Annotated in this window: 20 protein-coding genes; 13 read left to right on the top strand and 7 right to left on the bottom strand. The window is 66.8% G+C overall.

Translation table 11 applies throughout. From position 1 onward, the window contains the following. Positions 1–56 precede the first annotated feature (56 nt). Positions 57–1,244, top strand: a complete 1,188-nt coding sequence (locus tag ACQY4T_RS16040) for an epoxide hydrolase family protein (RefSeq protein WP_428532468.1) — start codon at positions 57–59, stop codon at positions 1,242–1,244. 123 nt (positions 1,245–1,367) lie between these two features. Here ACQY4T_RS16040 and ACQY4T_RS16045 read toward each other — a convergent pair whose 3' ends face one another. After that, on the bottom strand, positions 1,368–2,984 hold the full coding sequence (locus ACQY4T_RS16045; protein ID WP_428532471.1) for a GMC family oxidoreductase: 1,617 nt from the start codon (positions 2,982–2,984) through the stop codon (positions 1,368–1,370). A gap of 158 nt (positions 2,985–3,142) precedes the next feature. Between ACQY4T_RS16045 and ACQY4T_RS16050 the strand changes: the two genes are divergently transcribed. The 6 genes from ACQY4T_RS16050 to ACQY4T_RS16075 all read left to right on the top strand — a co-directional run bounded on the left by ACQY4T_RS16050 (position 3,143) and on the right by ACQY4T_RS16075 (position 8,410). Beyond that, positions 3,143–4,399: a sarcosine oxidase subunit beta family protein gene (locus tag ACQY4T_RS16050; RefSeq protein WP_428532474.1), complete on the top strand. Its 1,257-nt coding sequence runs from the start codon at positions 3,143–3,145 to the stop codon at positions 4,397–4,399. Beyond that, on the top strand, positions 4,399–4,671 hold the full coding sequence (locus ACQY4T_RS16055; RefSeq protein ID WP_428532477.1) for a sarcosine oxidase subunit delta: 273 nt from the start codon (positions 4,399–4,401) through the stop codon (positions 4,669–4,671). The genes ACQY4T_RS16050 and ACQY4T_RS16055 overlap by 1 nt, the downstream gene beginning before the upstream one ends. 339 nt (positions 4,672–5,010) lie before the next feature. After that, complete coding sequence (locus tag ACQY4T_RS16060) at positions 5,011–5,466, top strand: hypothetical protein (RefSeq protein WP_428532480.1); 456 nt, start codon at positions 5,011–5,013, stop codon at positions 5,464–5,466. A gap of 71 nt (positions 5,467–5,537) precedes the next feature. After that, positions 5,538–6,710, top strand: coding sequence for a CaiB/BaiF CoA transferase family protein (locus tag ACQY4T_RS16065; protein WP_428532483.1), 1,173 nt, complete (start codon positions 5,538–5,540; stop codon positions 6,708–6,710). Between the two features lie 251 nt (positions 6,711–6,961). After that, a complete protein-coding gene (locus ACQY4T_RS16070) occupies positions 6,962–7,759 on the top strand; it encodes an SDR family NAD(P)-dependent oxidoreductase (protein WP_428532486.1) in 798 nt (265 codons plus the stop codon). 12 nt (positions 7,760–7,771) lie between these two features. Continuing rightward, positions 7,772–8,410 (top strand): nitroreductase family protein, encoded by a 639-nt coding sequence (locus tag ACQY4T_RS16075; protein WP_428532489.1) that lies wholly within the window; start codon positions 7,772–7,774, stop codon positions 8,408–8,410. Positions 8,411–8,652: 242 nt separating this feature from the next. Here ACQY4T_RS16075 and ACQY4T_RS16080 read toward each other — a convergent pair whose 3' ends face one another. After that, positions 8,653–9,546, bottom strand: a complete 894-nt coding sequence (locus tag ACQY4T_RS16080; protein WP_428532492.1) for an SDR family oxidoreductase — start codon at positions 9,544–9,546, stop codon at positions 8,653–8,655. 360 nt (positions 9,547–9,906) lie between these two features. On the opposite strand from ACQY4T_RS16080, the gene ACQY4T_RS16085 reads away from it, so the two are divergent. From ACQY4T_RS16085 to ACQY4T_RS16095, 3 genes are all read left to right on the top strand, one after another. Next, entirely contained in the window at positions 9,907–11,163 is a 1,257-nt protein-coding gene (locus tag ACQY4T_RS16085; protein ID WP_428532495.1) for a hypothetical protein, read from the top strand. 19 nt (positions 11,164–11,182) lie between these two features. Next, on the top strand, positions 11,183–12,283 hold the full coding sequence (locus ACQY4T_RS16090; protein WP_428532498.1) for a TAXI family TRAP transporter solute-binding subunit: 1,101 nt from the start codon (positions 11,183–11,185) through the stop codon (positions 12,281–12,283). A gap of 284 nt (positions 12,284–12,567) precedes the next feature. Then, positions 12,568–12,780, top strand: coding sequence for a hypothetical protein (locus ACQY4T_RS16095; protein WP_428532501.1), 213 nt, complete (start codon positions 12,568–12,570; stop codon positions 12,778–12,780). Positions 12,781–12,970: 190 nt separating this feature from the next. Here the strand turns inward: ACQY4T_RS16095 and ACQY4T_RS16100 are convergent, their stop codons facing one another. The 4 genes from ACQY4T_RS16100 to ACQY4T_RS16115 form a co-directional block, all read right to left on the bottom strand. Beyond that, positions 12,971–14,068: a hypothetical protein gene (locus tag ACQY4T_RS16100; RefSeq protein ID WP_428532504.1), complete on the bottom strand. Its 1,098-nt coding sequence runs from the start codon at positions 14,066–14,068 to the stop codon at positions 12,971–12,973. A 68-nt stretch (positions 14,069–14,136) separates the two neighbouring features. Next, the gene (locus ACQY4T_RS16105) at positions 14,137–14,427 is read right to left on the bottom strand and encodes a DUF3303 domain-containing protein (protein ID WP_428532507.1); all 291 of its coding nucleotides are present in this window, start codon (positions 14,425–14,427) and stop codon (positions 14,137–14,139) included. A gap of 562 nt (positions 14,428–14,989) precedes the next feature. Then, complete coding sequence (locus tag ACQY4T_RS16110) at positions 14,990–15,541, bottom strand: cob(I)yrinic acid a,c-diamide adenosyltransferase (RefSeq protein ID WP_428532510.1); 552 nt, start codon at positions 15,539–15,541, stop codon at positions 14,990–14,992. An 11-nt stretch (positions 15,542–15,552) separates the two neighbouring features. Next, positions 15,553–16,458, bottom strand: coding sequence for an energy transducer TonB (locus ACQY4T_RS16115; protein ID WP_428532513.1), 906 nt, complete (start codon positions 16,456–16,458; stop codon positions 15,553–15,555). A 358-nt stretch (positions 16,459–16,816) separates the two neighbouring features. Here ACQY4T_RS16115 and ACQY4T_RS16120 point away from each other — a divergent pair, with 358 nt between their 5' ends. From ACQY4T_RS16120 to ACQY4T_RS16130, 3 genes are all read left to right on the top strand, one after another. Continuing rightward, positions 16,817–17,791 (top strand): class I SAM-dependent methyltransferase, encoded by a 975-nt coding sequence (locus tag ACQY4T_RS16120; protein WP_428542926.1) that lies wholly within the window; start codon positions 16,817–16,819, stop codon positions 17,789–17,791. 363 nt (positions 17,792–18,154) lie between these two features. Then, positions 18,155–19,111: a DUF6635 family protein gene (locus ACQY4T_RS16125; RefSeq protein ID WP_428532516.1), complete on the top strand. Its 957-nt coding sequence runs from the start codon at positions 18,155–18,157 to the stop codon at positions 19,109–19,111. Between the two features lie 206 nt (positions 19,112–19,317). Further along, positions 19,318–19,977 (top strand): hypothetical protein, encoded by a 660-nt coding sequence (locus ACQY4T_RS16130; protein WP_428532519.1) that lies wholly within the window; start codon positions 19,318–19,320, stop codon positions 19,975–19,977. 105 nt (positions 19,978–20,082) lie between these two features. Here the strand turns inward: ACQY4T_RS16130 and ACQY4T_RS16135 are convergent, their stop codons facing one another. After that, the gene (locus tag ACQY4T_RS16135; protein ID WP_428532522.1) at positions 20,083–21,585 is read right to left on the bottom strand and encodes a threonine/serine exporter family protein; all 1,503 of its coding nucleotides are present in this window, start codon (positions 21,583–21,585) and stop codon (positions 20,083–20,085) included. Positions 21,586–21,647 lie beyond the last annotated feature (62 nt).

Below are 21,647 nucleotides of genomic sequence, written 5' to 3' on the forward strand. Positions count from 1 at the left end.
ATCCTGCGGGCCAGACCGGGTTACATCCCAGACCGGCTTGCATCAAGGACAAATTCATGGCCCCGAAACCGACGCCGTTCACCCTCTCGATCCCAGAACAGGCGATCACCGACCTGCGCAGCCGCCTCGCCCTGACCCGCTTCCCCGACCAGGCCCCCGACGCCCCCTGGGCCTACGGCACCGACCTCGACTACATGAAAACCCTGGTCCCGTACTGGAAAGACCAGTTCGACTGGCGTGCCCAGGAAGCCGCCCTGAACGCCTATCCGCAGTTCAAGGTCCAACTGCCCGACGTCGACCTGCACTACCTGCAAATCCCAGGGCAGGGGCCGTCACCGACCCCGCTGCTGCTGATGCACGGCTGGCCCGGTTCGGTGTTCGAGTTCCTCGACATCATCCCCCGCCTCACCGACCCCGCCCGCTTCGGCGCCGATCCGGCCGACGCCTTCACCGTCATCGCCCCGTCGCTGCCCGGCTACGGCCTCTCCTTCGCCCCCGGCCAAAAACGCTTCAACATCGAAGCCATCGCCGACACCTTCGCCCACCTGATGACCGACGTGCTGGGCTACGACCGCTACGCCGCACAAGGCGGCGACTACGGCGCCTTCACCGCATCCCGCCTCGGCCACGCCCACCCCGACAACCTGATCGGCATCCATATCAACCTGCTGACCATCCAGCGCGACCGCCCGCCCCCCGCCAACCCGACCGACGCCGAACGCCAATACTTCCGCGACCTCGCGCATTGGCTGAAGGAGGAAACCGGCTACTCCACGATCCAGGGCACCAAACCGCAAACCCTGGCCTACGCCCTGACCGACTCCCCCGCCGGCCTGGCCGCCTGGATCGCCGAAAAATTCCGCACCTGGACCGACTGCGCCGGCGATCTGGAATCCGCCATCAGCCGAGACCACCTGCTGGCGAATATTTCGCTCTACTGGTTCACCGCCGCGATCGGATCATCGTTCTGGCCATACTACGCGCGTATGCACGGCCAGTGGCCGATCCCCACTGGCGGAACCGTCAACGTCCCCACCGGCTACGCCGCGTTCCCCAAGGAGATCGTCCGTCCGCCGCGGTCGGTGGCAGAGCATATGTACACCAACATCCAGCGCTGGACCGAAATGCCGCGCGGCGGCCACTTCGCGGCGATGGAGCAGCCGGACGCGCTGGCCGGCGACATCCGAGCGTTCTTTCGGCAGCTAGAGCATGATCGCGCTGGGCGGAACGTTCAAGGCGCGTGAATCATGCGACAGAACAAAGGGCTAGAGCATCTTCAGCATGCACAGTCATGCTGAAGATGCTAAGGTAAGCTAGGCCAGGGCGCTGCCCTGGACCCGCAAAGGGCCGGCGCCCTTTGATCCCATTTAAGCCGCGGCTTGCAGGTCCTCCGCGGTCCCCGCCTTGATCATGTCGGCGGCTTTTTCGGCGATCATGATCACCGCGGCATTGGTGTTGCCCGACGGCACCGTCGGCATCACTGACGCATCCACCACCCGCAAGCCTTCAATGCCATGCACCCGCAGCCGGTCGTCCACCACCGCCATCGGGTCCGGACCCATCCGGCAGGTGCCGATCACATGATACGTGGTCTGGCCGTTCTCGCGCGCGAACTGCAGCCACTCGGCATCGGTCCGCACCTTGTCGCCGGGATTCATCTCGTAGGCACGATAGCGGTCCATGATCCGGTTGCCGATGATGCTGCGCCCGATCTTCATGCCGTCCACCAGCACCCGCTGATCGATCGGATCCGCCAGGTAGTTCGGCCGGATCGCCGGAGCCGCCGTCGGATCGCTCGACTTCGCATGAATCGAGCCCTTCGATTCCGGCCGGCACTGATACACCGTCAGCGTCATCCCCGGTTCGGTCTCCAGGTCCCGCTTCTGCGCGTTGCCATAGCTGGCATGAGCGAAATGAAATTGCACGTCCGGCTCTTCCAGCTCCGGCCGCGTCCTGACGAAGCCATACGCAATGCCCGCGGTAAACGTCAGAATACCGCGCCGCTGGGTATAATACTTGACCACCTCCTTCGCCAACGCGAACCCGCGGCTGCGCTCGTTCAGCGTCACCGGCAGCTTCACCCGCCAATTCATCCGTGGCGCGTAATGATCGCGGTAGTTCTCGCCGACGCCCGCCAGCGCGTGCCGCACTTCGATCCCCAGGCCCGACAACAACTCGGGATTGCCGATCCCCGACAGCTCCAGAATGTGCGGCGACTTCACCGCGCCGGCCGACAAAATCACCTCCCGGTTGGCCCGCGCCTCCTTGCCGGCGCCACCCTGCGTATAGGCAACGCCGACCGCCCGCTTGCCCTCCAGCAGCACCTTCGTGGTCAGCGCCTCGGTCTCGATCCTCAAATTGGGCCGGTTGCGCACCGGATTGAGGTAGCCCCGCGCGCACGACCACCGCTCACCGTTCTTCTGCGTCACCTGGAAGTAGCCGAAACCCTCCTGGCGGCCGTTGTTGTAGTCCTTGTTGCGCGGAAACCCCTGATCCACCGCCGCGTCGATGAACGCATCCAGCAGCTCCGCCCGCTCGCGCATATGCTCCACGTTCAGCGGCCCGCCACGCCCGCGCGAGTCATCGCCGCCGGGGCCGAAGTGTTCCGCCTTGCGGAAATACGGCAGCACCGAGTCATAGCCCCAGCCGCGATTACCGAACTGCGACCAGGTGTTGTAGTCCAGCGGATTGCCGCGCACATACAGCATGCCGTTGATCGAGCTCGATCCCCCCAACGTCCGCCCGCGCGGAATCGGGATGCGCCGGTTGGCCGCATTGGGTTCCGGCTCACTCTCGAAATTCCAGTTGTACCGAGGGTTGTTCAAAAGCTTGGTGAAACCGGCCGGAATATTGATCCAGGGCGAGCTGTCCTTCGGCCCGGCCTCCAGCAACAGCACGGTGCAGCGACTGTCCTCGCTCAGCCGGTTCGCCAGCACGCAGCCGGCGGACCCGGCACCCACGATGATGTAGTCGAACTCGGCCATCCTCTGTCCCCCCGCTTATGACAATCCTATAGCCCCGCCGACGCCGCACCGGAAGGCTTCGCCCAACGACCTTGCTTTGCCCCAAGGCCTTTGCGCCCAAGGCCTTTGCCTCCAAAGGCCTTTGCCGAGGGCAGGGGGTGTGGCAAGCATTCCCCCCGATGCGACAGCCAGAACGCTTTTCCTTCCTCTCCCTGCTTCGCCATGCGACCGGAAAGCCCTGGGACAGGCAGTGGCGCGATGCACAGCCCAGGACGGCCTACGACGTGATCATCGTCGGCGCCGGCGGCCACGGCCTGGCCACCGCCTACTACCTGGCCAAACAACACAACATCCGCAACGTCGCCGTCCTCGACAAAGCCTGGCTCGGAGGCGGCAACACCGGGCGCAACACCACCATCATCCGCTCGAACTACCTGCGGCCCGAGAGCGCGGCGCTCTACGACCACGCGCTCAAGCTATGGCCAGGCCTGTCGCGCGAACTCAACTACAACGTGATGTTCTCGCCCCGAGGCGTGTTGATGCTGGCGCACACCCGCCACGACGTGCAGATCCTGCAGCGCCACGTCCACGCCAACCGCCTGGCCGGGATCGACAATGAATGGCTCTCCCCGGCCCAGGCGAAAGCATTCTGCCCGCCCCTGCACATCGGCACCGATGCCCGTTTCCCTATCCAGGGCGCCGCCCTGCAGCGCCGCGGCGGCGTGGCGCGCCACGACGCGGTCGCCTGGGGCTACGCCAGGGCGGCATCCGCGCTGGGCGTCGACATCGTGCAGAACTGCGCCGTCACCGGCATCCTGCGCGACGCCGCCGGAGCAATCGCCGGTGTCGAAACGATTGCCGGACCGATCGCGGCACCGCATGTCGCCGTGGTGGCCGCCGGCCATACCAGCGTAGTGATGGCGATGGCCGGCCTGCGCATGCCGCTGGAATCGTTTCCCTTGCAAGCATTGGTCAGCGAACCGGTCAAGCCGGTGCTGCCCTGCGTGGTGATGTCGAACACCGTGCACGCCTACATCTCCCAGTCCGACAAGGGCGAGCTTGTGATCGGCGGCGCGACCGACGCCTACACCTCCTACAGCCAGGCCGGCGGCCTGCACGTCGCCTGCGATACCCTGGCCGCGGTCTGCGAACTGTTCCCCACATTTCGCCGCCTGCGCATGCTGCGGAGCTGGGGCGGCATCGTCGATACCACCCCCGACCGCTCGCCCATCATCGGCCTGACCCCAGTGCCGGGACTGTTCGTCAATTGTGGCTGGGGCACCGGCGGCTTCAAGGCAACCCCCGGGTCGGGCGAGATCTTCGCCGCCACCATCGCAAGTGGCCGACCGCACCCGATCGCTGCCCCATTCGGGCTGGATCGTTTCGTAACCGGCCGTCTGATCGACGAGGCCGCTGCCGCCGCCGTGGCGCACTGATGCTGCTGATCCCGTGTCCCTGGTGCGGCCCGCGGCCGGAGAACGAGTTCCGCTACGCCGGCCAGGCCCACCTGCCGCGACCAGCCGACCCGTCCGCGGTCGACGATGAGACCTGGGCCGCCTACCTCTATTTTCGCGACAATCCCAAGGGCCGGCACCGCGAGCGCTGGCGGCATACGCACGGCTGCGGCCAGTTTTTCAACTGCATCCGCGATACCGTAACCGACCGCATCGAGCTAACCTACAAACCCGGCGACCCTCCGCCGCGATGATCGGCGAGCGGGGCGAAATCACCGTTTCCCGCCGCGCCAGCCGTGGTCCGCGGTCGTTCGCCGGCCTCAGTATCGCGGCTCGTTCGGTCACAGCCCGCCAGCGTCACAGCTTGTCACTCAACAGATCGTCCAGCGTCACCGGCCAAACATCCTTTGACTTAACATAATATACATTATACGACTTTGATCGATCGAGGCGTTGGCTGGGTGCGGTAATCCATGCCGAGGCGTAAATACGTCAGGCATCCACCCCCTATCCCAAACTTGCAGCCCCAGCCGCCTTCATGGCAACCGTACCCCATGCCAGACCCACCCGACCGGTTCGTCATCGCCGCCACCGTGGACCGGCTGATCTACGGCGACGACAACACCTTCGACCCCGACGACGCCCGCCTGCTGCTCGACTCCCTGCCACGCAAACCGTCGCCCTGGATCCAGCTCGGCGTCGCCGGCAAAATGTCCGGCGGATCCCGCCGAGGCTTCGCCGCCGGCGTCGGCGACGTCCGCATCAAGGACAGCAAGGATCGCCTTTTCCAGTACTCGACCGGCGCCGACGCCTACACCAGAAGCGGCCAATGGAAGCTAATGTGGATTGGTAAACGCACCCGCCAGTTCGTTGAAATTGAACAAGTCATGTCCGACGCCACCGACGACGGCCGCGGCGCGCTGATCTGCTACGAGGCCGACGGCACCCCCATCCGCATGGACATCCGCTTCAACCGCTCGTTCCGCCTGTTCTGGTCCCCCGTGGTGGTCATGTTTCCCGGCTGGAAACCCTGGAAAACCCCGCTATAGCGCACCCCCGCGCCTCGACCGCCACGACGCTTCGTGCCAGCATGACCGCCCTCGCAGACAAGGACCCAAGCATGACCCAAGCCCCGCTGGCTCGCTTCAAGGTCATCGATCTGACCCGCGTGCGCGCCGGCCCAACCGCGGTGCGCCAACTCGCCGATTGGGGCGCCGACGTCATCAAGATTGAATCCCCCGACGGTGACGCCGGCCTCGGCGGCGAGCGCCACGGCCCGGATTTCCAGAACCTGCACCGCAACAAGCGCAGCCTGACGCTGAACCTGAAGTCACCCCAAGGCGTCGAGGTCATGCACCGTCTGGTCGCCCAAGCCGACGTGGTGGTGGAAAACTACCGCCCCGACGTCAAGTTCCGCCTCGGCGTCGACTACGACAGCCTGAGCGCGATCAATCCGCGCCTCGTCTACGCCAGCATCTCCGGCTTCGGCCAGGACGGCCCCTACCGTGACCGACCCGGCTTCGACCAGATCGCCCAGGGGATGGGCGGCCTGATGTCGATCACCGGCGAGCCCGGCCACGGCCCGATGCGCGTCGGCATCCCGGTCGCCGACCTCACAGCCGGAATCTTCGCCGCCATGGGCATCCTCATCGCGCTGCTGGAGCGCGAACAGTCCGGCCAAGGCCAATGGGTGAAAAGCTCCCTGCTCGGCGCGCAGATCTCGATGCTGGATTTCCAGGCGGCGCGCTGGACCATCGCCAACGACGTGCCCGGGCAGGCCGGCAACAACCATCCGACCTCCATCCCCACCGGCGTGTTCGCAACCGCCGACGGCCATATCAACATCGCCGCCGCCGGCGACGACATCTACCGCCGGCTGTGCCGCTCGCTCGGCGCCGACCATCTTGCAGCCGATCCACTCTACGCCACCGCATCGGCCCGCTCGGCCAACCGCGACGCACTGAACGAGCAGATCGCCGCCGTCACCCGCGCCAAGACCTCGGCCGAATGGATCGAGACCCTCAACAAGGCCGGCGTACCCTCCGGCCCGATCTACCAGATGAACGAGGTGTTCGCCGATCCGCAGGTGAAACATCTCGGCATGACCCGCACCGTCCCCCACCCCGTGCTCGGCGACGTCGAGGTGATCGGCCAGCCGATCGAACTCAGCCGCACCCCCTGGACCATCCACAGCGCCACACCCGAAGCCGGCGAGCACACCGATCCGATATTGACCGAACTCGGCTACAGCACGGCCGAGATCGCCAAGCTGCGCCACGGCAAGGTGATCTAGATCCGACCATCCAAGGCGCCCAAATCATGCGTCAGGACAACAGCCCGCCCCAACCAACGTCCCCAGCCCAAACCCGGACGCTGACCAAACCTGGCGACACGTCGATACCGAGCCAAGCTTCGTCGGGCTGGCCGGAGTCAAGCCTCGCGCAGCGACCGCCGCAGGCGGCTCGGGCTTGACGCCGGCCAGCCCGACGCAAGCACAATCCTCCATCGGAGGGTCACAACCCAACACGTAAACAGGAGACGCCAATGGATTTCACCGGAAAGGTGGCCCTGATCACCGGCGGCGGCGGAGGCATCGGCCGCGCCACAGCCCTCGGCTTCGCGCTCCGCGGCGCCAAGGTGATGATGGTCGACGCCGACGCCGACCAGGCCCAGGCCAGCGTCGATATCATCGCCCAGCGCGGCGCCACCGCCGCGATGGTGCAAGCCGACGTGACAAGCTCCGCCGCGGTCAAGGACTACGTGCAGCAAACCCTGTCCGCCTACGGCCGGATCGACGCCTTCTTCAACAACGCCGGAATCGAGGGCAAGGTCATACCCACCCAGGACTACGACGAGGACGTGTTCGACCGGGTCATCGCGGTCAACCTGAAGGGCGTCTTCCTCGGCTTGCGTCACGTGCTGCCGGTGATGCTGCAACAGCGCTCAGGCGCGATCGTCAATACCGCCTCCGTCGCCGGCCTGTTCGGCTCGCCCGGAATGCCGGCCTACGTCGCCTCCAAGCACGCCGTGCTGGGGTTGACCAAGGTTGCCTCCGCCGACGTCGCGGCGCACGGCATCCGGGTCAACGCGGTCTGTCCCGGCCCGGTCGAGACCCGCATGATGCGCTCGCTGGAATCGCAACGAAACCCCAACGATCCCGCCGGCGTGCATGCCGCCTACGCCGCCGGCATTCCCACCGGACGCTACGCCACGCCCGAGGAAATCGCCGGCGCCGTGCTGTATCTTTGCTCCGACCTCTCAGGCGACACGACCGGCACCCACATCGTCATCGACGGCGGCCGTTCCGCCACCGGCGGCGTCGCGCCAGTGAAACGACAATAAGGGAGAAACACCATGCAAGACGTCTTCGAGATCATCGGCACCACCCGCTCGATGCGCCGGCTGAAACCCGATCCCGTGCCGGACGAGATGATCAAGAAAATCCTGCTGGCCGGCACCGCCGCCGCCAACGGCGGCAACAACCAGACCTGGCGCTTCCTGGTGGTGCGCGACCCGGCGATCAAGCAGGCCGTGCAAGCCTGGTACAAGAAGGCCTTCGATGAAGTCGTCGGCCCGCGCTACGCCAAAAGCGCCCCGCCGCCCGGCGTGAGCGGTGAAAAATACACCCGCCAACATGGCGCGGTCGAATACCTGACCGAGCATTTCCACGAGGCGCCGGTGTGGATCGTTGCTTGCCTGAAGGATGGCCCCACCCCCGGCCGCGGCGCCGGAGCCTCGATCTATCCGGCGGTGCAGAACATGCTGCTGGCGATCCGCGCGTTGGGCCTCGGTTCGACCCTCACCACCCGCCATCTGCTCTACGAAAAGGAAGCCGAGGCCGCGCTCGGCCTGCCGCCCGGCGTGCACTCATACGCGATCCTGCCGGTCGGCTACCCGATGGGCAAGTTCGGACCGGTCGGACGCGGCAAACTGTCCGACTTCGTCTATCTGGACCAATGGGAGCAGCCGTATCCGGCCGTGGCCCAGGCATAGCAGCCGCCTGGCTCAGCACCAGGCGCTTCAGCCCCTGCTCACACCGCTGTCGGTGCGCTCATCCAATGCAGCAGCCGCGCCGCCCGGGTCCGGCTCAACCGAGCCATGACCGGTTGTGATGGATTTCGATCTATCTGCTTCGACCGCATTCAAAGCGGATACGTACCCTGATGCGTGATGCCGTGATTGCTGTTGGCATGCCGTATCCACCAGACATCGGACGAGCCGACTAGGCAAAGTGGTTAGGCAAAATAGTCAGGATGGTCGATATCGGAAATCAGGTCCGCTTTCTCCGGTTCCCATGCAAGACGTTCTCTGGTCCTCTGGCTGGAGGCAGGGCCGTTGCCCGCCACCCACATCGCAAGCGGGCCAAAGTGCGCCGCGGCCTTCTCGGCAGTCAGCGACTGAGTCGGTAGGCCCAACTGCCGGCCGATGGCCTCGGCGATCTGCCTGAAACGAACGCCTTCGTCGGCAACAGCATGGAAGGGGCCGCCTTGCGCACCATGCTTGAGCGCAAGGCAGAAAACATGAGCTGCATCCAACCGGTGCACCGAGGGCCACAGATTATCTCCATCGCTCGGATAGGCAGAGACGCCCTTCTCGCGCGCCAACCCCGCCAACATGGGCACGAAACCGTGGCGCTCCCCCCGGCCATGGACCGAACGCGGCAACCGGACCACGGTCGCGCGCACGCCGCGATTGACCAGCACCACAATCGCCTGCTCGGGCGCGCGCGGGAATGCCGGATTGACCGGAGGCGGCGGTGTCTCTTCGGTGAACCTCTCGCCCGCCGGCAAAAGCCCAAAGCCCGAGGTCGCAATGATCGGCCGATCGGACCCTTCGTATACCTCCCCGAAGATTTCGATCACCCGGCGTTCCTGCTGGCTCATTTCGACGATCCTGGAAAAATCGACGCCGAAGGCCGTGTGGATGACGCCATCCGCGTCGCCAGCCGCTTTTCGCAGAATGTCGATATCGTCAAGCGATCCCAGCACCGGCGTGGCACCCATGGCGGCGAGCGCGTCGCTGTTGCTCCCAGAGCGTACCAGGCCGATCACTTGATAGCCCGCGCCGATCAGCTCCCGAGTAATGGCAGACCCCACCCAGCCGGTGGCTCCGGTGACGAAAATACGCATGTTACTCTCCTTGCGGCGGACCGCCTTGTGTCAGTGTCAGTCACTGACAATAGGGACCTGCAGGATCAGTGCCGCGGAATGCGCAGGACACGCCCCCACATCGCGGAGCCTCAGGCCACTTCATTTTGCTTCCGCTGCTACCGCCGCTCAATTACCCAGCCGCTTATGGAACGAGAACAAAACGGATTAGTGCTCAAGCAGATGTCATAAAGATTACATGGCGAGTCTGTCGAAGCGCTGGTTTTTTCCCCCCCGATGATTACAAGCGTCGCTTCGGCTGATGTCCTGCCGGCAATATGCGCCGCACCACGCGGCGAATTCAGTAACCAAGCAGGACATTGAGTGTGGGAAACGAACGCGATGACGATGGCAATTCGCTGTGCTGTGCTGGCGCTCTGCGCGCTGCTGGTAACACAGCTTGCCGCCAATGCCGGAGGTGCCACCTTCGCCGATCTTCTGGCGCGGGCGAAAGCGCAGGACGCCGCGGGTCACAGGTGGGGACCGCCAGGCGACAACATGACCGAAACGGTCATGACCATGCTGGACGCCATCAGTACGGCCACTCCAGACCAATTGGCTGAACTCTCGGCGCTGTTGCAGCGCGACAAGCCGCCAGCCAACGACGCCGCACCCTACCCCGGGTCGCAGCCTCAGGACACACCGGCCGACACCCTGCCCGTCGCCCCGTCGCTCGCATCCCCTACGCTCCTACCCCCACCGCTCGCACCCCCACCAGCCGCAGCTCAGGAAGCGCTCGGACTCGCCACGACCGTCGCCCCATCGGACCCAACCGTCGCCGCGCCAAGCCCAACCACCGCCGCGCCAGGTCCAAACGTCGCCGCGCCAGGCGCCACTGGATCCGTTGCACCAACGAATACCGACAAACCCACGCCAACACCGGCGCTGGCGACCGCCGAACCGCCGGTGACGCCGCCGCCGGATCAATGGGCAAACCAGCCATCCGACCAGGGCCAGAACAGCCAGACCACCTCCCGCCAGACCAACCCCAGCCAGACCAACCCCAGCCAGACCACCCCCAGCCAGACCACCCCCAGCCAGACAACCTCCCGTGAGACCAACCCCAGCCAGATCGCGCCCACCCAGGCAGCGTCCAGCGCAGTCGCCGGCACGATCACCTCCGGCACGATCACCTCCGGCCCGGTCGCACCGGCCAGGATCACCCCAAGCCCGGCTACCCCAAGCCCGGCCACCCCAGGCACGACCACCTCCGCCACGATCACCCCCGGCCCCGCCGTCACACCGGCCCAGATCACCCCAAGCCCGGTCGCACCCCCTCGGATCGGCCCCACCCCGGCCGAACCGGTTCCGACGACCGCCGATCCACAGCGCGCCGCGATGCTGTTCGCCCGCGGCCTGGATGCCGAACGTCGCGGTGATATCTCCGGCGCCCGCCGGTTCTATGCCACCTCAGCCCGCCAGGGCGACGCCGCGGCCGCGCTCAATCTCGGCCGCCTCTACGACCCCACCTACCTCAAACAAACTGCTCTAGGCGGCGTCGACCCCAATCCGGAACTTGCCCGCTTCTGGTACGACGCCGCCGCCAAGCTCGGCGATACCGGAGCCGCACCGCTGCTCGAAGCCCTCTCATCAAGGTAAACCTGTCATCGAGGTAAACATGCGCCGCCGTTTCCTGCTCTCGGCCATCCCAGCCACCACCCTGCTCGGCCGCCCAAACCTCGGCCGGGCCGCGACAGCGCGCCCGGCCACCATCGGCATCATGGGTGGCGAGATCGATGGCACCTTCATGCGCATCGCCACCGATCTTACCTCGGTGCTGAACTCCGAAACGCTGCGGGTCGTGCCGGTGGTCGGAAAGGGCTCGCTGCAGAACCTCGGCGACCTGCTCCATTTGCCCGGCGTGGACCTCGCTTTGGTCACCTCCGACGCCCTCGCCTACGCCCAGACCAACAACCTCTATCCCAAGGAAATCAACAAGATCCAGTATATCTGCAAGCTCTACGACAACGACGTGCATGTCTGCGCCGGGCCCGCCATCAAGCTGCTCTCCGATCTGCAAGGCAAGCCGGTCAATATCGACGTCGAAGGCGCCGGCACCAACCTCACCGCCCGCGCGGTGTTCAAGACCCTGGGCATCCAGCCGGATTTCCGCGTCGAGGAACCGACCATCGCGCAAGACCGCCTGCGACGCGGAGAAATCGCCGCCAACGTCTATGTCGCCGGCACACCCGTGCGTCTGTTCGCCAGCCAGCCGGCCGACACCGGTCTGCATTTCGTTGCCGTTCCGTCGAACCCCGAGCTGGAGAAAACCTACCTGCCCGGCGGAACCCTCACCCATCAGGATTACCCCACCCTGATCGCGCCAACTCAGAGCGTCGACACCGTCGGCGTCGGTGTCGCCCTGGCCGTCCTCGCTTGGCCGCAAGGAACCCCGCGCTACCAGAACCTCGTCAGCTTCGTGGATGCATTCTTCAGCAAGTTCCCGGCGCTGCTGAAGCCGCCACACCATCCGAAATGGCACGACGTCAATCTTGAAGCCGCACAGCCCGGATGGGTCCGCTTCGCACCCGCCGCCATGTGGATCGCCCAGCATAGTCCCGCCGCGCAGACCGCAACCGCGACATCCACGGCCAACCAACTCGGGATGCAGACCGAATTCGATGCCTTCCTGGCGCAACGCGGCGTGCCGAACCTGACCCCCGCCCAGCGCCAGGCGACCTGGCAATACCTGAAGCAACACCGCCAACAGACCCAGTAGCAAATCGCCCAAGTAACAATCTCACGATGCGCCGCGCCTCGACGCCACCACCGCCGCCGAGACAGCAGACAACCAGTGACCAACCGTTTCGTTCCCCCGACGACCCGAACCTGACCGGCGGCCGCCGGAGTCGGCAAAATCGCAGTCAGATACACGGGAAAGTGCGCGTTAATTGATCCAATCGCGCACCCGACCCGGCTCTATTCATGCTGCTGTAACGCAAATCTATCGTCGGCAAACCGCTGATCCGTTACAGATTACCGGGTTGCCAAAGGAAATCACCAATGGTTCTGCAGGAAACGAAGAAAGGCTATGTCAGGGATCCCCTGGCATGGGCAGCCGAGTGCACCACTCACGCCAGCAGCGAAACCGAACCCGAAGCGCGCGACGCATTCGCCCAACTGGCTCAGGAGTTCGAGTCCATATCGGCCGAGATCGAGGGATTGATCAGCACGTTTGAAGCGCTGACCGGTCGAAAGCGCGGAGAAACGAAATAGAACGTAATGCATTGTGCGTCCTCCAGCCAGAAAAAAGCGTTGCCGGGCAAATGCGACAACCCGGCGACCACCGGCTTCATGCGCTTGATCGTCGCGCGCCTAGCTCCCGCCGAAACCGACGTCATGCCCCGGCAAAACCTCGGCCGGAACCGGAAAACGGCGCCGGCAAAGCGGCGCCGAACAACTCCCGTCATCGGATCACCGCCAGAACGACCTCGACCGCGATCATCACCACGATAATGATTTCCAGCAGCCCCGACCGGCTGCTCGACGCCTCGTCGTAAAGCGCCGTATAAGTGTCGCGGATGATCGAGAGCTTGCGGTCCACGGCCGCGCTGACGGTCGGAACGCGATACATCTCCAGCGCCGCCGCATAGATCCGCGCCAGATAGACGTCCTCGGTCACCTGCAGCGCGTTGTCCACCTTTTCGGTCAGTTCGGTGACTTCGGCCACCAGCGTGTACAGCCGCCGCGCCAGATCGGCGAACCGCCGCGCGCCCGGCAGCGACCATCGCCGGCGTTCCGTCTCCACCAGATTGTACATCCGCGGCAGTTCGGCATCCAGCAACTCATCGTAGTAGCGCATCTCCAGCAACTGCGCATTGGCGACCTCGAGCACGTCGGTCACGTCGGTATCGCCGCGCGGCTCGTAAATGAACGCCCGGTCCCAGGTCAGCACCACCAGATCGTCGGTGTAATAGGAATAGCGGTGGCGCAGCAGGTCGCGCCTGGCGCCGTCCGACAGCGCACGCTGCTCGCCGGACAACAAGGGCACCAGATCCAGACGCTCGAGCAACACCTCGGCCGACATGTTCTCGTTGAATGCGTTGACCACCCCAACCAGGTAGTCCTCCTCCAGCGTCGAGGCGGTCGGGCGCACCACCCCCTCGCCGATGCCCTGGCGCACCCGATCAAGCAGTTCGCTCCACAGTCCGCTATCAGGTGTCGGCCCGACGACGCGATCCACCGCGTTCAGGCGCTGCGCAAAGCCGGCCCACGACAGATCCAGCACCGCCACGCGGAGCGCCACGCTGACCACACCGAACTCGTAAAGCCGAGCCGTCGCGATCGCCGGAAGCGGACCATCCGGCAGTGCCAGGCTGATGGTTCCCAGGTTGAGCGCCAGCGGTGCAACGCCAAAGGCCACCGCCTTGGGCGGCGTGGTGGTCAGCCGGCCACGCGTGCTTCCGGTGCGTTCGGTGCGGGCCCAGATTTGTTCGGCCTGCACCAGGTCGATCGCGTAGCCGACATCGAACAGCCGATAGGCCAGAATGGCGCCGGTGCTCACGTCGACGCCCGTAGACGCGGCCGAATCCTTCGCACCGAGGTCGCTGGCGCCCACCGACCTTGCGCCCCCTACCCCGCCCCCGGCCGGTCCAGAAACCGCCGCGCGGCGGCCGGATCGATCAGCGCATGCACCTCGAACCGCGCCGGAATGATGTCGGCCCAGGCGTTCAGATGGGCGTGCAGCGCCTCGTTGGAGGCAACCTCGAACAGCACGACCGCGCCGCGCCCGACCTTGGCGTGTACCGAACGCACCTCGCCGCTATCGATCAACGGCTGGATCCAGCGCCAGTAGCTCTGCCTTGCCGCCGTCACGCCGGATGGACGCTCCGGCCGCGGTTCGCTGATGACCAAGAACAGCATGCGACGTCTCCTGAACCAGCTAGGCAGAACGGTCTAGACTGCGATCGCTTTTGGTGACATCACCAAAAGCGTAAATCGCCCTCTCAAACTCAGACTGCGATCGCTTTTGGTGGCATCACCAAAAGCGTGAATCGTCCTCTCAAACAAAGAGTGCGATCGCTTTTGGTGGCATCACCAAAAGCGTAAATCGCCCTCTCAAACAAAGACTGCGATCGCTTTTGGTGGCATCACCAAAAGCGTGAATCGCCCTCTCAAACAAAGACTGCGATCGCTTTTGGTGGCATCACCAAAAGCGTGAATCGCCCTCTCAAACAAAGACTGCGATCGCTTTTGGTGGCATCACCAAAAGCGTGAATCGTCCTCTCAAACAAAGACTACAATCGCTTTTGCTGGCACCACCAAAAGCGTCAATCGTGCTCTCAAACTCAGACTGTGATCGCTTCTGGTAGCATCACCAAAAGCGTGAATCGCCCTCGCACACAGAGCGTCGCGAAGCATTATCGGTTCAACCTGAACCGATATTGCTGTAGCCGGCCGCCGCCGGGCTGGAAACCGCACGCCGCTAGCGCCGATTGGCCCCCGGCACCCACAACACGTCCGCCGCCGCATTCTCGTTCAGCACCCGCGACAGCACGAAAAGATGGTCCGACAACCGGTTGAGATAGCGCGGCACCACCGGATTGACCTCCCCGACCGCCAGCACCGCTCGCTCCGCCCGCCGAACCGAAACCCGCGCCACGTGACCCAGCGCCGAGGCATCGGTGCCGCCGGGCAGGATGAAGCTGCTCAGCACCGGAAGCGTCGCGTTCATCGCCTCGACCTCGGCCTCCAGCCGCCCGACGGGGGCCTCGGTCAGACGCAGCCGCTCGCCCGCCTCGCCCGGCACGCACAGATCGGCGCCGACATCGAACAGGTCGTTCTGCACCCGGCCCAGCATCGCGTCCTCCGGCCGGCCGCGCGTCTGGGTCCGCAGCACGCCGATGCTGGCATTCGCCTCGTCCACCGCGCCGATCGCCTCGATCCGGACGTCGGTCTTCGACACCCGCGACCCGTCGCCCAGCGAGGTCTGCCCCGAGTCGCCGCCCCTGGTCACCACCCGATCGATACGAACCATGCGCGCACTCCTCAATTGGCCTCGAACACAAACCGGAACGGCATATCGAACGGCACCGCCCTGCCCTGCCGCAACGCCGGGCGAAACCGCCACTTCCGCACCGCATCGACCGCGGCGCGATCCAGCACCTCGACGCCGGAGCTTTGCGCCACATCGACGCCGCTGGCGATACCGCTCTCGGAGACATGGATCACCACCAGCACCGCGCCATGCTCACCGCTGATTTCCGCTTCCGGAGGATAGATCGGCGGGCGGTTCCTGAACCGGTTGTCCGGGCTCGCCGGCACGATGTTCGACCCCAGCGCCACGGCGTTGGATTCGCTCTCGGTGCCGGCCAGGTCGAACACCGGTGCCTGCCGCGGCTGCGCCGGCGCCGCCTCGGCAGGCTTGGTCCGCGCCGGCGCAGCTTCGCCGGGCTTGGCCTGCGCCGCCGCCGCTTCGGCCGGCTTGGCCTGCGCCGCCGCTTCGGCAGGCTTGGCCGACCTCGGCTCGGCCGGCTTCGGCGCCGCCACATCCGGACTCGAAGGCACCATCGGACCGGCCGCCTCCAGCGCCGGACCCGGCGTCTTGACCGGCGGTTTCGGCGGTTCGGCTGCTTGTTTCACCGCCGGCGGCCGGGCCGGCTGATCCACCGCCGGTGGCCGAACCGGCACCGCCGGCCGCGGCTGGCTCCGCGCCGCCTGATCAGGCACCGGCTGCGGCGCGGCGCTAGGCTGGGCGCCCTTGTGTTCCACCATCAACAGCTCGACTGTGCCGGCTTCCCGCGCCACCGGCGGCCGCTGCAGCACCCGTGGCAGCAGCGCGATCAGCAGCGCCGCCGCGATATGCACCGCCACCGACAGTCCCAGCGCAATCAACAAAAACCGCCGGCGCGGCGACACCAGCTTGCGGCGTCGGATGTCCTTCAATGCCGGCACTGCAATTCCCGGACTCCCGTGCAACCGTCCCGAGACTTCTGGTGTCCCGCCCCAGAAGTTCGCCGCCTCATGCGGCGGACGCATGGGATCAGCAGGCCACTGAAAACAAAGAGCTAGCGTCGCGAGACTGATGTTCGCCTGATCTGGCGAACTTCAGACTAGGCAGACTAGACCGTTTCGGGGCTGACTGTGCAGCCTGAAAACGCCACCAACACGCGCCCAACCAGGACGGAGACACACAGCGATGCCGGCCAACCACCCCCCGGCCAACCTCCTACCCGCCAACCACCCACCCGCCAACCACCCACCCGCCAACAGCTCACCCGCCAACCACCAACCTGAACGCCTCGACGCCTTCATGGCCCGCGCCAACGCGATCTACTACGCCACCCAGGATCCGTTCGCCGACTTCACCACCGCACCCGAGATCAGCCAGGTGTTCGGCGAAATCCTCGGACTCTGGGCATCCCACGCCTGGCAACAGCTCGGCTCCCCCGCGCCGGTTGCGCTGGTGGAGGCCGGCCCAGGACGCGGCACGCTGATGGCGGATGCTCTGCGCGCGGTGCGCCGGGCGGCACCGGATTTCGCCGCCGCGCTGCGCGTCCACCTGATCGAGACCTCACCCCGGCTGAAGGCGTCGCAGGCGGCCCTGGCACCCGACGCCGCCTGGCACGACGATCTGACTACGCTCCCAGCCGGCCCGATGATCCTGCTCGCCAATGAATTCCTCGACGCGCTGCCGATCCGCCAGTTCGTCCGCCGCGGCCCCGGCTGGACCGAGCGATTCGTCGCCGCCGGCCAATGGCTCGAACAGCCGGTCGAACCAGACCTGGCGCCCAACCTCGTGCCGCAAGGCCGTGCGCCGGCCGAAGGCGACATCGTCGAGCTCAACGAAGCCGCGCGCGGCTTCCTCGCCGCCCTCGGCCAGCGCGCATCAAGGCACGCTGCGATCGCACTGCTGGTGGATTACGGACCCGAACGCAGTGCCGCCGGAGACAGCCTGCAGGCCCTCGCCCGCAAACGCCCGACCGACCCGCTGCGCCAGGCCGGATCGGCCGATCTGACGGCGCACGTCGATTTCGCCGACCTTGCCCAGGTGGCCTGCGGCTGCGGCGCCTCGGTGCAAGGGCCGGTTCCGCAAGGCGCCTTCCTCACCGCCCTCGGATTGTTCCAGCGCGCCGAACGACTGGCCCGCGGACAACCCGCCGACCCCGAGGCGCAGATCGCGGCGGCACGTCGGCTCGCCGACCCGGCCGCCATGGGCCACCTGTTCAAGGCAATGGCGATCGCACCCCCCAACTGTCCGCCGCTGCCGGGCTTCCCGCCGTCCTGACCAAACCGGGCCCGATCACGACCATCGCGAAAACCTTGTCGTCGGTCACCCGCATGGACATATCAAGGGCTTGGACGTGTGACGCCCACCGCTAAGCCCGATCCGCCCGCGCAGCCGAACCGCGGCCGAGGTGAGACCATGACGCCGGAAACCACTATTTCCCCCCCGACAAACCAAGCCCCAATGGCCAGCCCTGCCCCGACTGCCAGCCCGGCTTCAACAACCAGCCTTGCTCCGACCGCCAGCTCGGCCCCGACCGCGAGCCCAGTCCCGACCACCGGCCCTGCTCCGACCATCAGCCCGGCTCCGACCACCAGCCCCCCAACGACCAGCCCGCCCCCGCCCGCGGCCACCCCGGACCGGATGCTCGCCGCCCGCATCGTCGAGGACGGCGTGCGCCGCTACTTCGACGACCGCCGCAACCTCGTCAAACCATTCATCGACCGCAACTTCTCGCTGTCCGGCTCGCTCCGCCTGCATCGCGCCGCGCTCGGCTGGGACATCGCCCGCGCGCCGCTGAACCTGACCATGGCCGCGCCCCAAATCGGCCTGCTGGTGGCCTCCCACGCCGCCCGCAAACTCGGCGCCCGCCGCTTGGCCGACAAACTCGGCAACACCCGACTGCTGGTCCATACCGAGGTCGGAAAGGAGCTCGCCTGGCGCCTGCACGCCGACCTCCTGGAACTGCCCTATCGCTGCGGCGACCGGGTCACCACTCGGGACGAGCTGGCCGAGACCATACTGTCCGACCCCCGCGTGGTGGCGGCGCTGACCCCGGCGCTCGACGCCATCGCCACCAACGGCAACGATCCCGCGCTGCGCCAGCGACTGGAAGCAGCGATGGCGGAATACACCCGCACCCGCGCCGCCGCGACCGAGATCACCACCGCGCTGTTCACCCTCGGCAGCGGCGCCCTGGCGTTGCGCAAACTCACCCCCGGCGCGATGTCGCTGGGCCCCACGCTGGCCGCCGCGATTGCCCAGCGCGCCGCGGTGATGTCGTTCCCGATGGGCGGAGCACTCGGTTCGCTGTGGTATACCATGTTCCCGGTGGCACCCTCGGCGCTGCTGGTGGCCGGCCTGACCGGCGGCCTGCTGGCCGCATCCACCGTCGCCTCGGCGTTCGCCGGCATCGTCTCCGACCCGGTGCAGCGCAAGCTCGGCCTGCACGAACACCGCCTGCGCCGCATGCTGGATGCGCTTGAACGCCAGATGCACGACCCCGCCGCGCCAGGCTTCGCGGTGCACGACCACTACGTCGCCCGGCTGCTCGACCTGTTCGACGTCGCCGGCGCACTGGTGCGCCTCGCCGTGCGATAAACCGCCCGCGACCCGCTGCCAGGCCGCCTGCCAAGCCGTCGATGCCGACCGCGCCAACCCGTACGCCGCGGCGATCAGTGCGACCGTCGTCCAACGAACGGCCCGGATAACCAGGGCGGAATAACCAGGGAATGATCGCCGCATTTGCCCCGACTCGATCGCCCCCGGCTACCCTTCACGCGCTGAGCCAGACGCATGGAGGGATCATGCAGCAGCAAGACATTCTCGATCGCTATCGCCGCCTGCGCGAAATCGGCAACCGCCACCATCAGGCCGCCCTGGATCACCTCGCTCAGCCCACGATCATGGAACGAGCGAAGCATCTCGGCCTGACCCACCACGGCAGCTTCACCACCGACAGCGACGAGGAAATGACGCTGGCGTTCGATCTGGCGGTCCACACCGCCAGGCGCGGCCGCTCCAGAGCCATCGATCGCTACGCCAAGGCGGTGACCTGTGCCGACCCCGACGAGGCCCGCGTGCTGGACGCGATCCGCAACGCCCGATTCTCGCTATGGCGCATCGTACGCCGCCACGACGTGGCCGGCCTGGTGGTCGAGGATGTCCTCCGCGAACGCGAGACCTGGATGATCGACGAAGCGCTGACCGCCAGCGTCGCACCCGGGCAAGCGTTCGCCGGCCGACTCTGCTGGCCGGATGAATTTGCCATCATCTGCGGCGTCGTGGTGCCGATCAGTGCCGAATTGATCGAAGAGGCGCTGCTCGAAGCCGGATACTGGGCGGAAGATCGCCCATTGCGGGATATTGCCGACGATCCCCGTCTCGCCGTGGCGATCTATCGCACCGCCGTTGTCCAGCGTACCATGGAATCCGTGCGGTTCCGCCCGATCGGCGCCACCGGCTGAATCCACCACGGCTGATCCATGCGTCCGCTGCCCTGGCGCCTGCTGCAAGACTATCCCATCCCCTGCGTCTGATCCCCGGCCATTCGACCCCAGCGCGTCCAACCCTCAGCCCAGCCGCCCTCCGGCGCCCCGGCCCGCGACGCCGCCCGGCGGCCCGACGAAATGCTCGATCACCAGCTTGGGAAACACCAGCCCGAACGTCATCGCCAGGATGATCAGCAACGCGGTGCTGCCGTCCGCGACAATACCCAGCAGCAGCCCAGGCGGCGCCTGCGCCCCCGCCATCGCCAGCACGACCAGGCCGCCGCCCACGCGGAACAGGAACACCCCCGGAATCAGCGACACCACGGAGGCGAACGCCAGTGCCGCGAACGGCAGCCGCAACCGGTCCGCGATCGGCGTCATGACGACCCCGACCAGCAGGCAGGCGACGAACGCTCCGACCTCGATGCTGCCGCCCAGCCGCGCGATCACCATCCAGCGTCCGGCATGGGCAAGCATGCCAATGCCGATCGGGATCGGCAGCGACCGCCACGGCATGCCGAAGAACGACCCATAGGCGGCAACCGCAACGCCGGCCGCGGCAACGTCGTAGACCAGCGGCACCGCCACCGCCGGACCGGAAACCGGCAGGCTGATCCCCGCCGCCGACAGTCCCAGCAGCAACCCGGCGCAGATCATCACGATCACCAGCCCCGCGAACCCCACCCGAGCCGCGCCCAGCGCCACCCGCGCCCGAACCAGATCCATCGCGCCGTTCAGCAGGTGCGGACCGGGCACCAGCACCATGCACGGGCACACCGCGACCAGAAGCTGCGACGCACCCGGCTGCGCATGCGCCACCACACCGCCGACCCCGCCGGCAAGCAGGGCGGCCGCGAACGGCTGGATCAGCGGATTGCGGCTGACGCCGGCCAGGCCGCGCCGCAGGCACGCCCCGGCCCCGGCGCACAGCGCGATCAGCGCCAGACTTGGCGGATGCGCGACCCCGAAGATCACCCCAAGCGCAGCCGCGCCCAGCGCCGCCATGCAGGCGAAGCGCGCCAGCGACACCGGCCGCCGCACACCGATCTCGCATAGCCGCTGCGCAACCGCGCCGGCGCCGATCTTGCCGTTGCAGAACCCATCGATCACCCGGTTGGTGGCCGCCACCCGGCCCATATCGACCCCGACCGGGTCGGCCGCCGCGACCTCGACCCTGGCGGTCCGATCGTGCACCACGCGCAGCGTCAATTCGCCCCACCGAGGCAGCAAGCTAGCCCGACACCCCAGCGCCACCGCCAACCGCTCCGTCGCCTCGATGGTCCGCTCCGTGGTCTGGCCGTTAACAAACAGCAACGTGGCGGCACGCAGAATCAGGTCATCCGCCGCACCGGCCGTGGGGCCATCCGCCGCACCGGCGGCGCGATCATCCGCCACACTAGCCGCGGGGCCATCCGCCGCACCGGCGGCGCGATCGTCCGCCACACTAGCCGCAGGGCCATCCGCCGCACCGGCGGCGCGATCGTCCGCCACACTAGCCGTGGGGCCATCCGCCGCACCGGCGGTGGCGCCACCCACCACACCGGCCGTAGGGGCGCCATCCAACGCGGCAACCGGTCCCCCCATTGACGCCTGCTTAACCGAACCGGATGGCGCCCCCGCCTGCGCCCCCCTCTGCATCATCGCCG

It is taken from the genome of Rhodopila sp. (assembly GCF_965277825.1).
Classification (GTDB): domain Bacteria; phylum Pseudomonadota; class Alphaproteobacteria; order Acetobacterales; family Acetobacteraceae; genus Rhodopila.

Bases quoted from the DNA above. Each gene is read 5' to 3' on its own strand.
- ACQY4T_RS16040 (WP_428532468.1), top strand. From the start codon at position 57: ATGGCCCCGAAACCGACGCCGTTCACCCTCTCGATCCCAGAACAGGCG.
- ACQY4T_RS16045 (WP_428532471.1), bottom strand. From the start codon at position 2,984: ATGGCCGAGTTCGACTACATCATCGTGGGTGCCGGGTCCGCCGGCTGC.
- ACQY4T_RS16050 (WP_428532474.1), top strand. From the start codon at position 3,143: ATGCGACAGCCAGAACGCTTTTCCTTCCTCTCCCTGCTTCGCCATGCG.
- ACQY4T_RS16055 (WP_428532477.1), top strand. From the start codon at position 4,399: ATGCTGCTGATCCCGTGTCCCTGGTGCGGCCCGCGGCCGGAGAACGAG.
- ACQY4T_RS16065 (WP_428532483.1), top strand. From the start codon at position 5,538: ATGACCCAAGCCCCGCTGGCTCGCTTCAAGGTCATCGATCTGACCCGC.
- ACQY4T_RS16070 (WP_428532486.1), top strand. From the start codon at position 6,962: ATGGATTTCACCGGAAAGGTGGCCCTGATCACCGGCGGCGGCGGAGGC.
- ACQY4T_RS16075 (WP_428532489.1), top strand. From the start codon at position 7,772: ATGCAAGACGTCTTCGAGATCATCGGCACCACCCGCTCGATGCGCCGG.
- ACQY4T_RS16080 (WP_428532492.1), bottom strand. From the start codon at position 9,546: ATGCGTATTTTCGTCACCGGAGCCACCGGCTGGGTGGGGTCTGCCATT.
- ACQY4T_RS16085 (WP_428532495.1), top strand. From the start codon at position 9,907: ATGACGATGGCAATTCGCTGTGCTGTGCTGGCGCTCTGCGCGCTGCTG.
- ACQY4T_RS16090 (WP_428532498.1), top strand. From the start codon at position 11,183: ATGCGCCGCCGTTTCCTGCTCTCGGCCATCCCAGCCACCACCCTGCTC.
- ACQY4T_RS16095 (WP_428532501.1), top strand. From the start codon at position 12,568: ATGGTTCTGCAGGAAACGAAGAAAGGCTATGTCAGGGATCCCCTGGCA.
- ACQY4T_RS16105 (WP_428532507.1), bottom strand. From the start codon at position 14,427: ATGCTGTTCTTGGTCATCAGCGAACCGCGGCCGGAGCGTCCATCCGGC.
- ACQY4T_RS16110 (WP_428532510.1), bottom strand. From the start codon at position 15,541: ATGGTTCGTATCGATCGGGTGGTGACCAGGGGCGGCGACTCGGGGCAG.
- ACQY4T_RS16120 (WP_428542926.1), top strand. From the start codon at position 16,817: ATGGCCCGCGCCAACGCGATCTACTACGCCACCCAGGATCCGTTCGCC.
- ACQY4T_RS16125 (WP_428532516.1), top strand. From the start codon at position 18,155: ATGCTCGCCGCCCGCATCGTCGAGGACGGCGTGCGCCGCTACTTCGAC.
- ACQY4T_RS16130 (WP_428532519.1), top strand. From the start codon at position 19,318: ATGCAGCAGCAAGACATTCTCGATCGCTATCGCCGCCTGCGCGAAATC.
- ACQY4T_RS16135 (WP_428532522.1), bottom strand. From the start codon at position 21,585: ATGGGGGGACCGGTTGCCGCGTTGGATGGCGCCCCTACGGCCGGTGTG.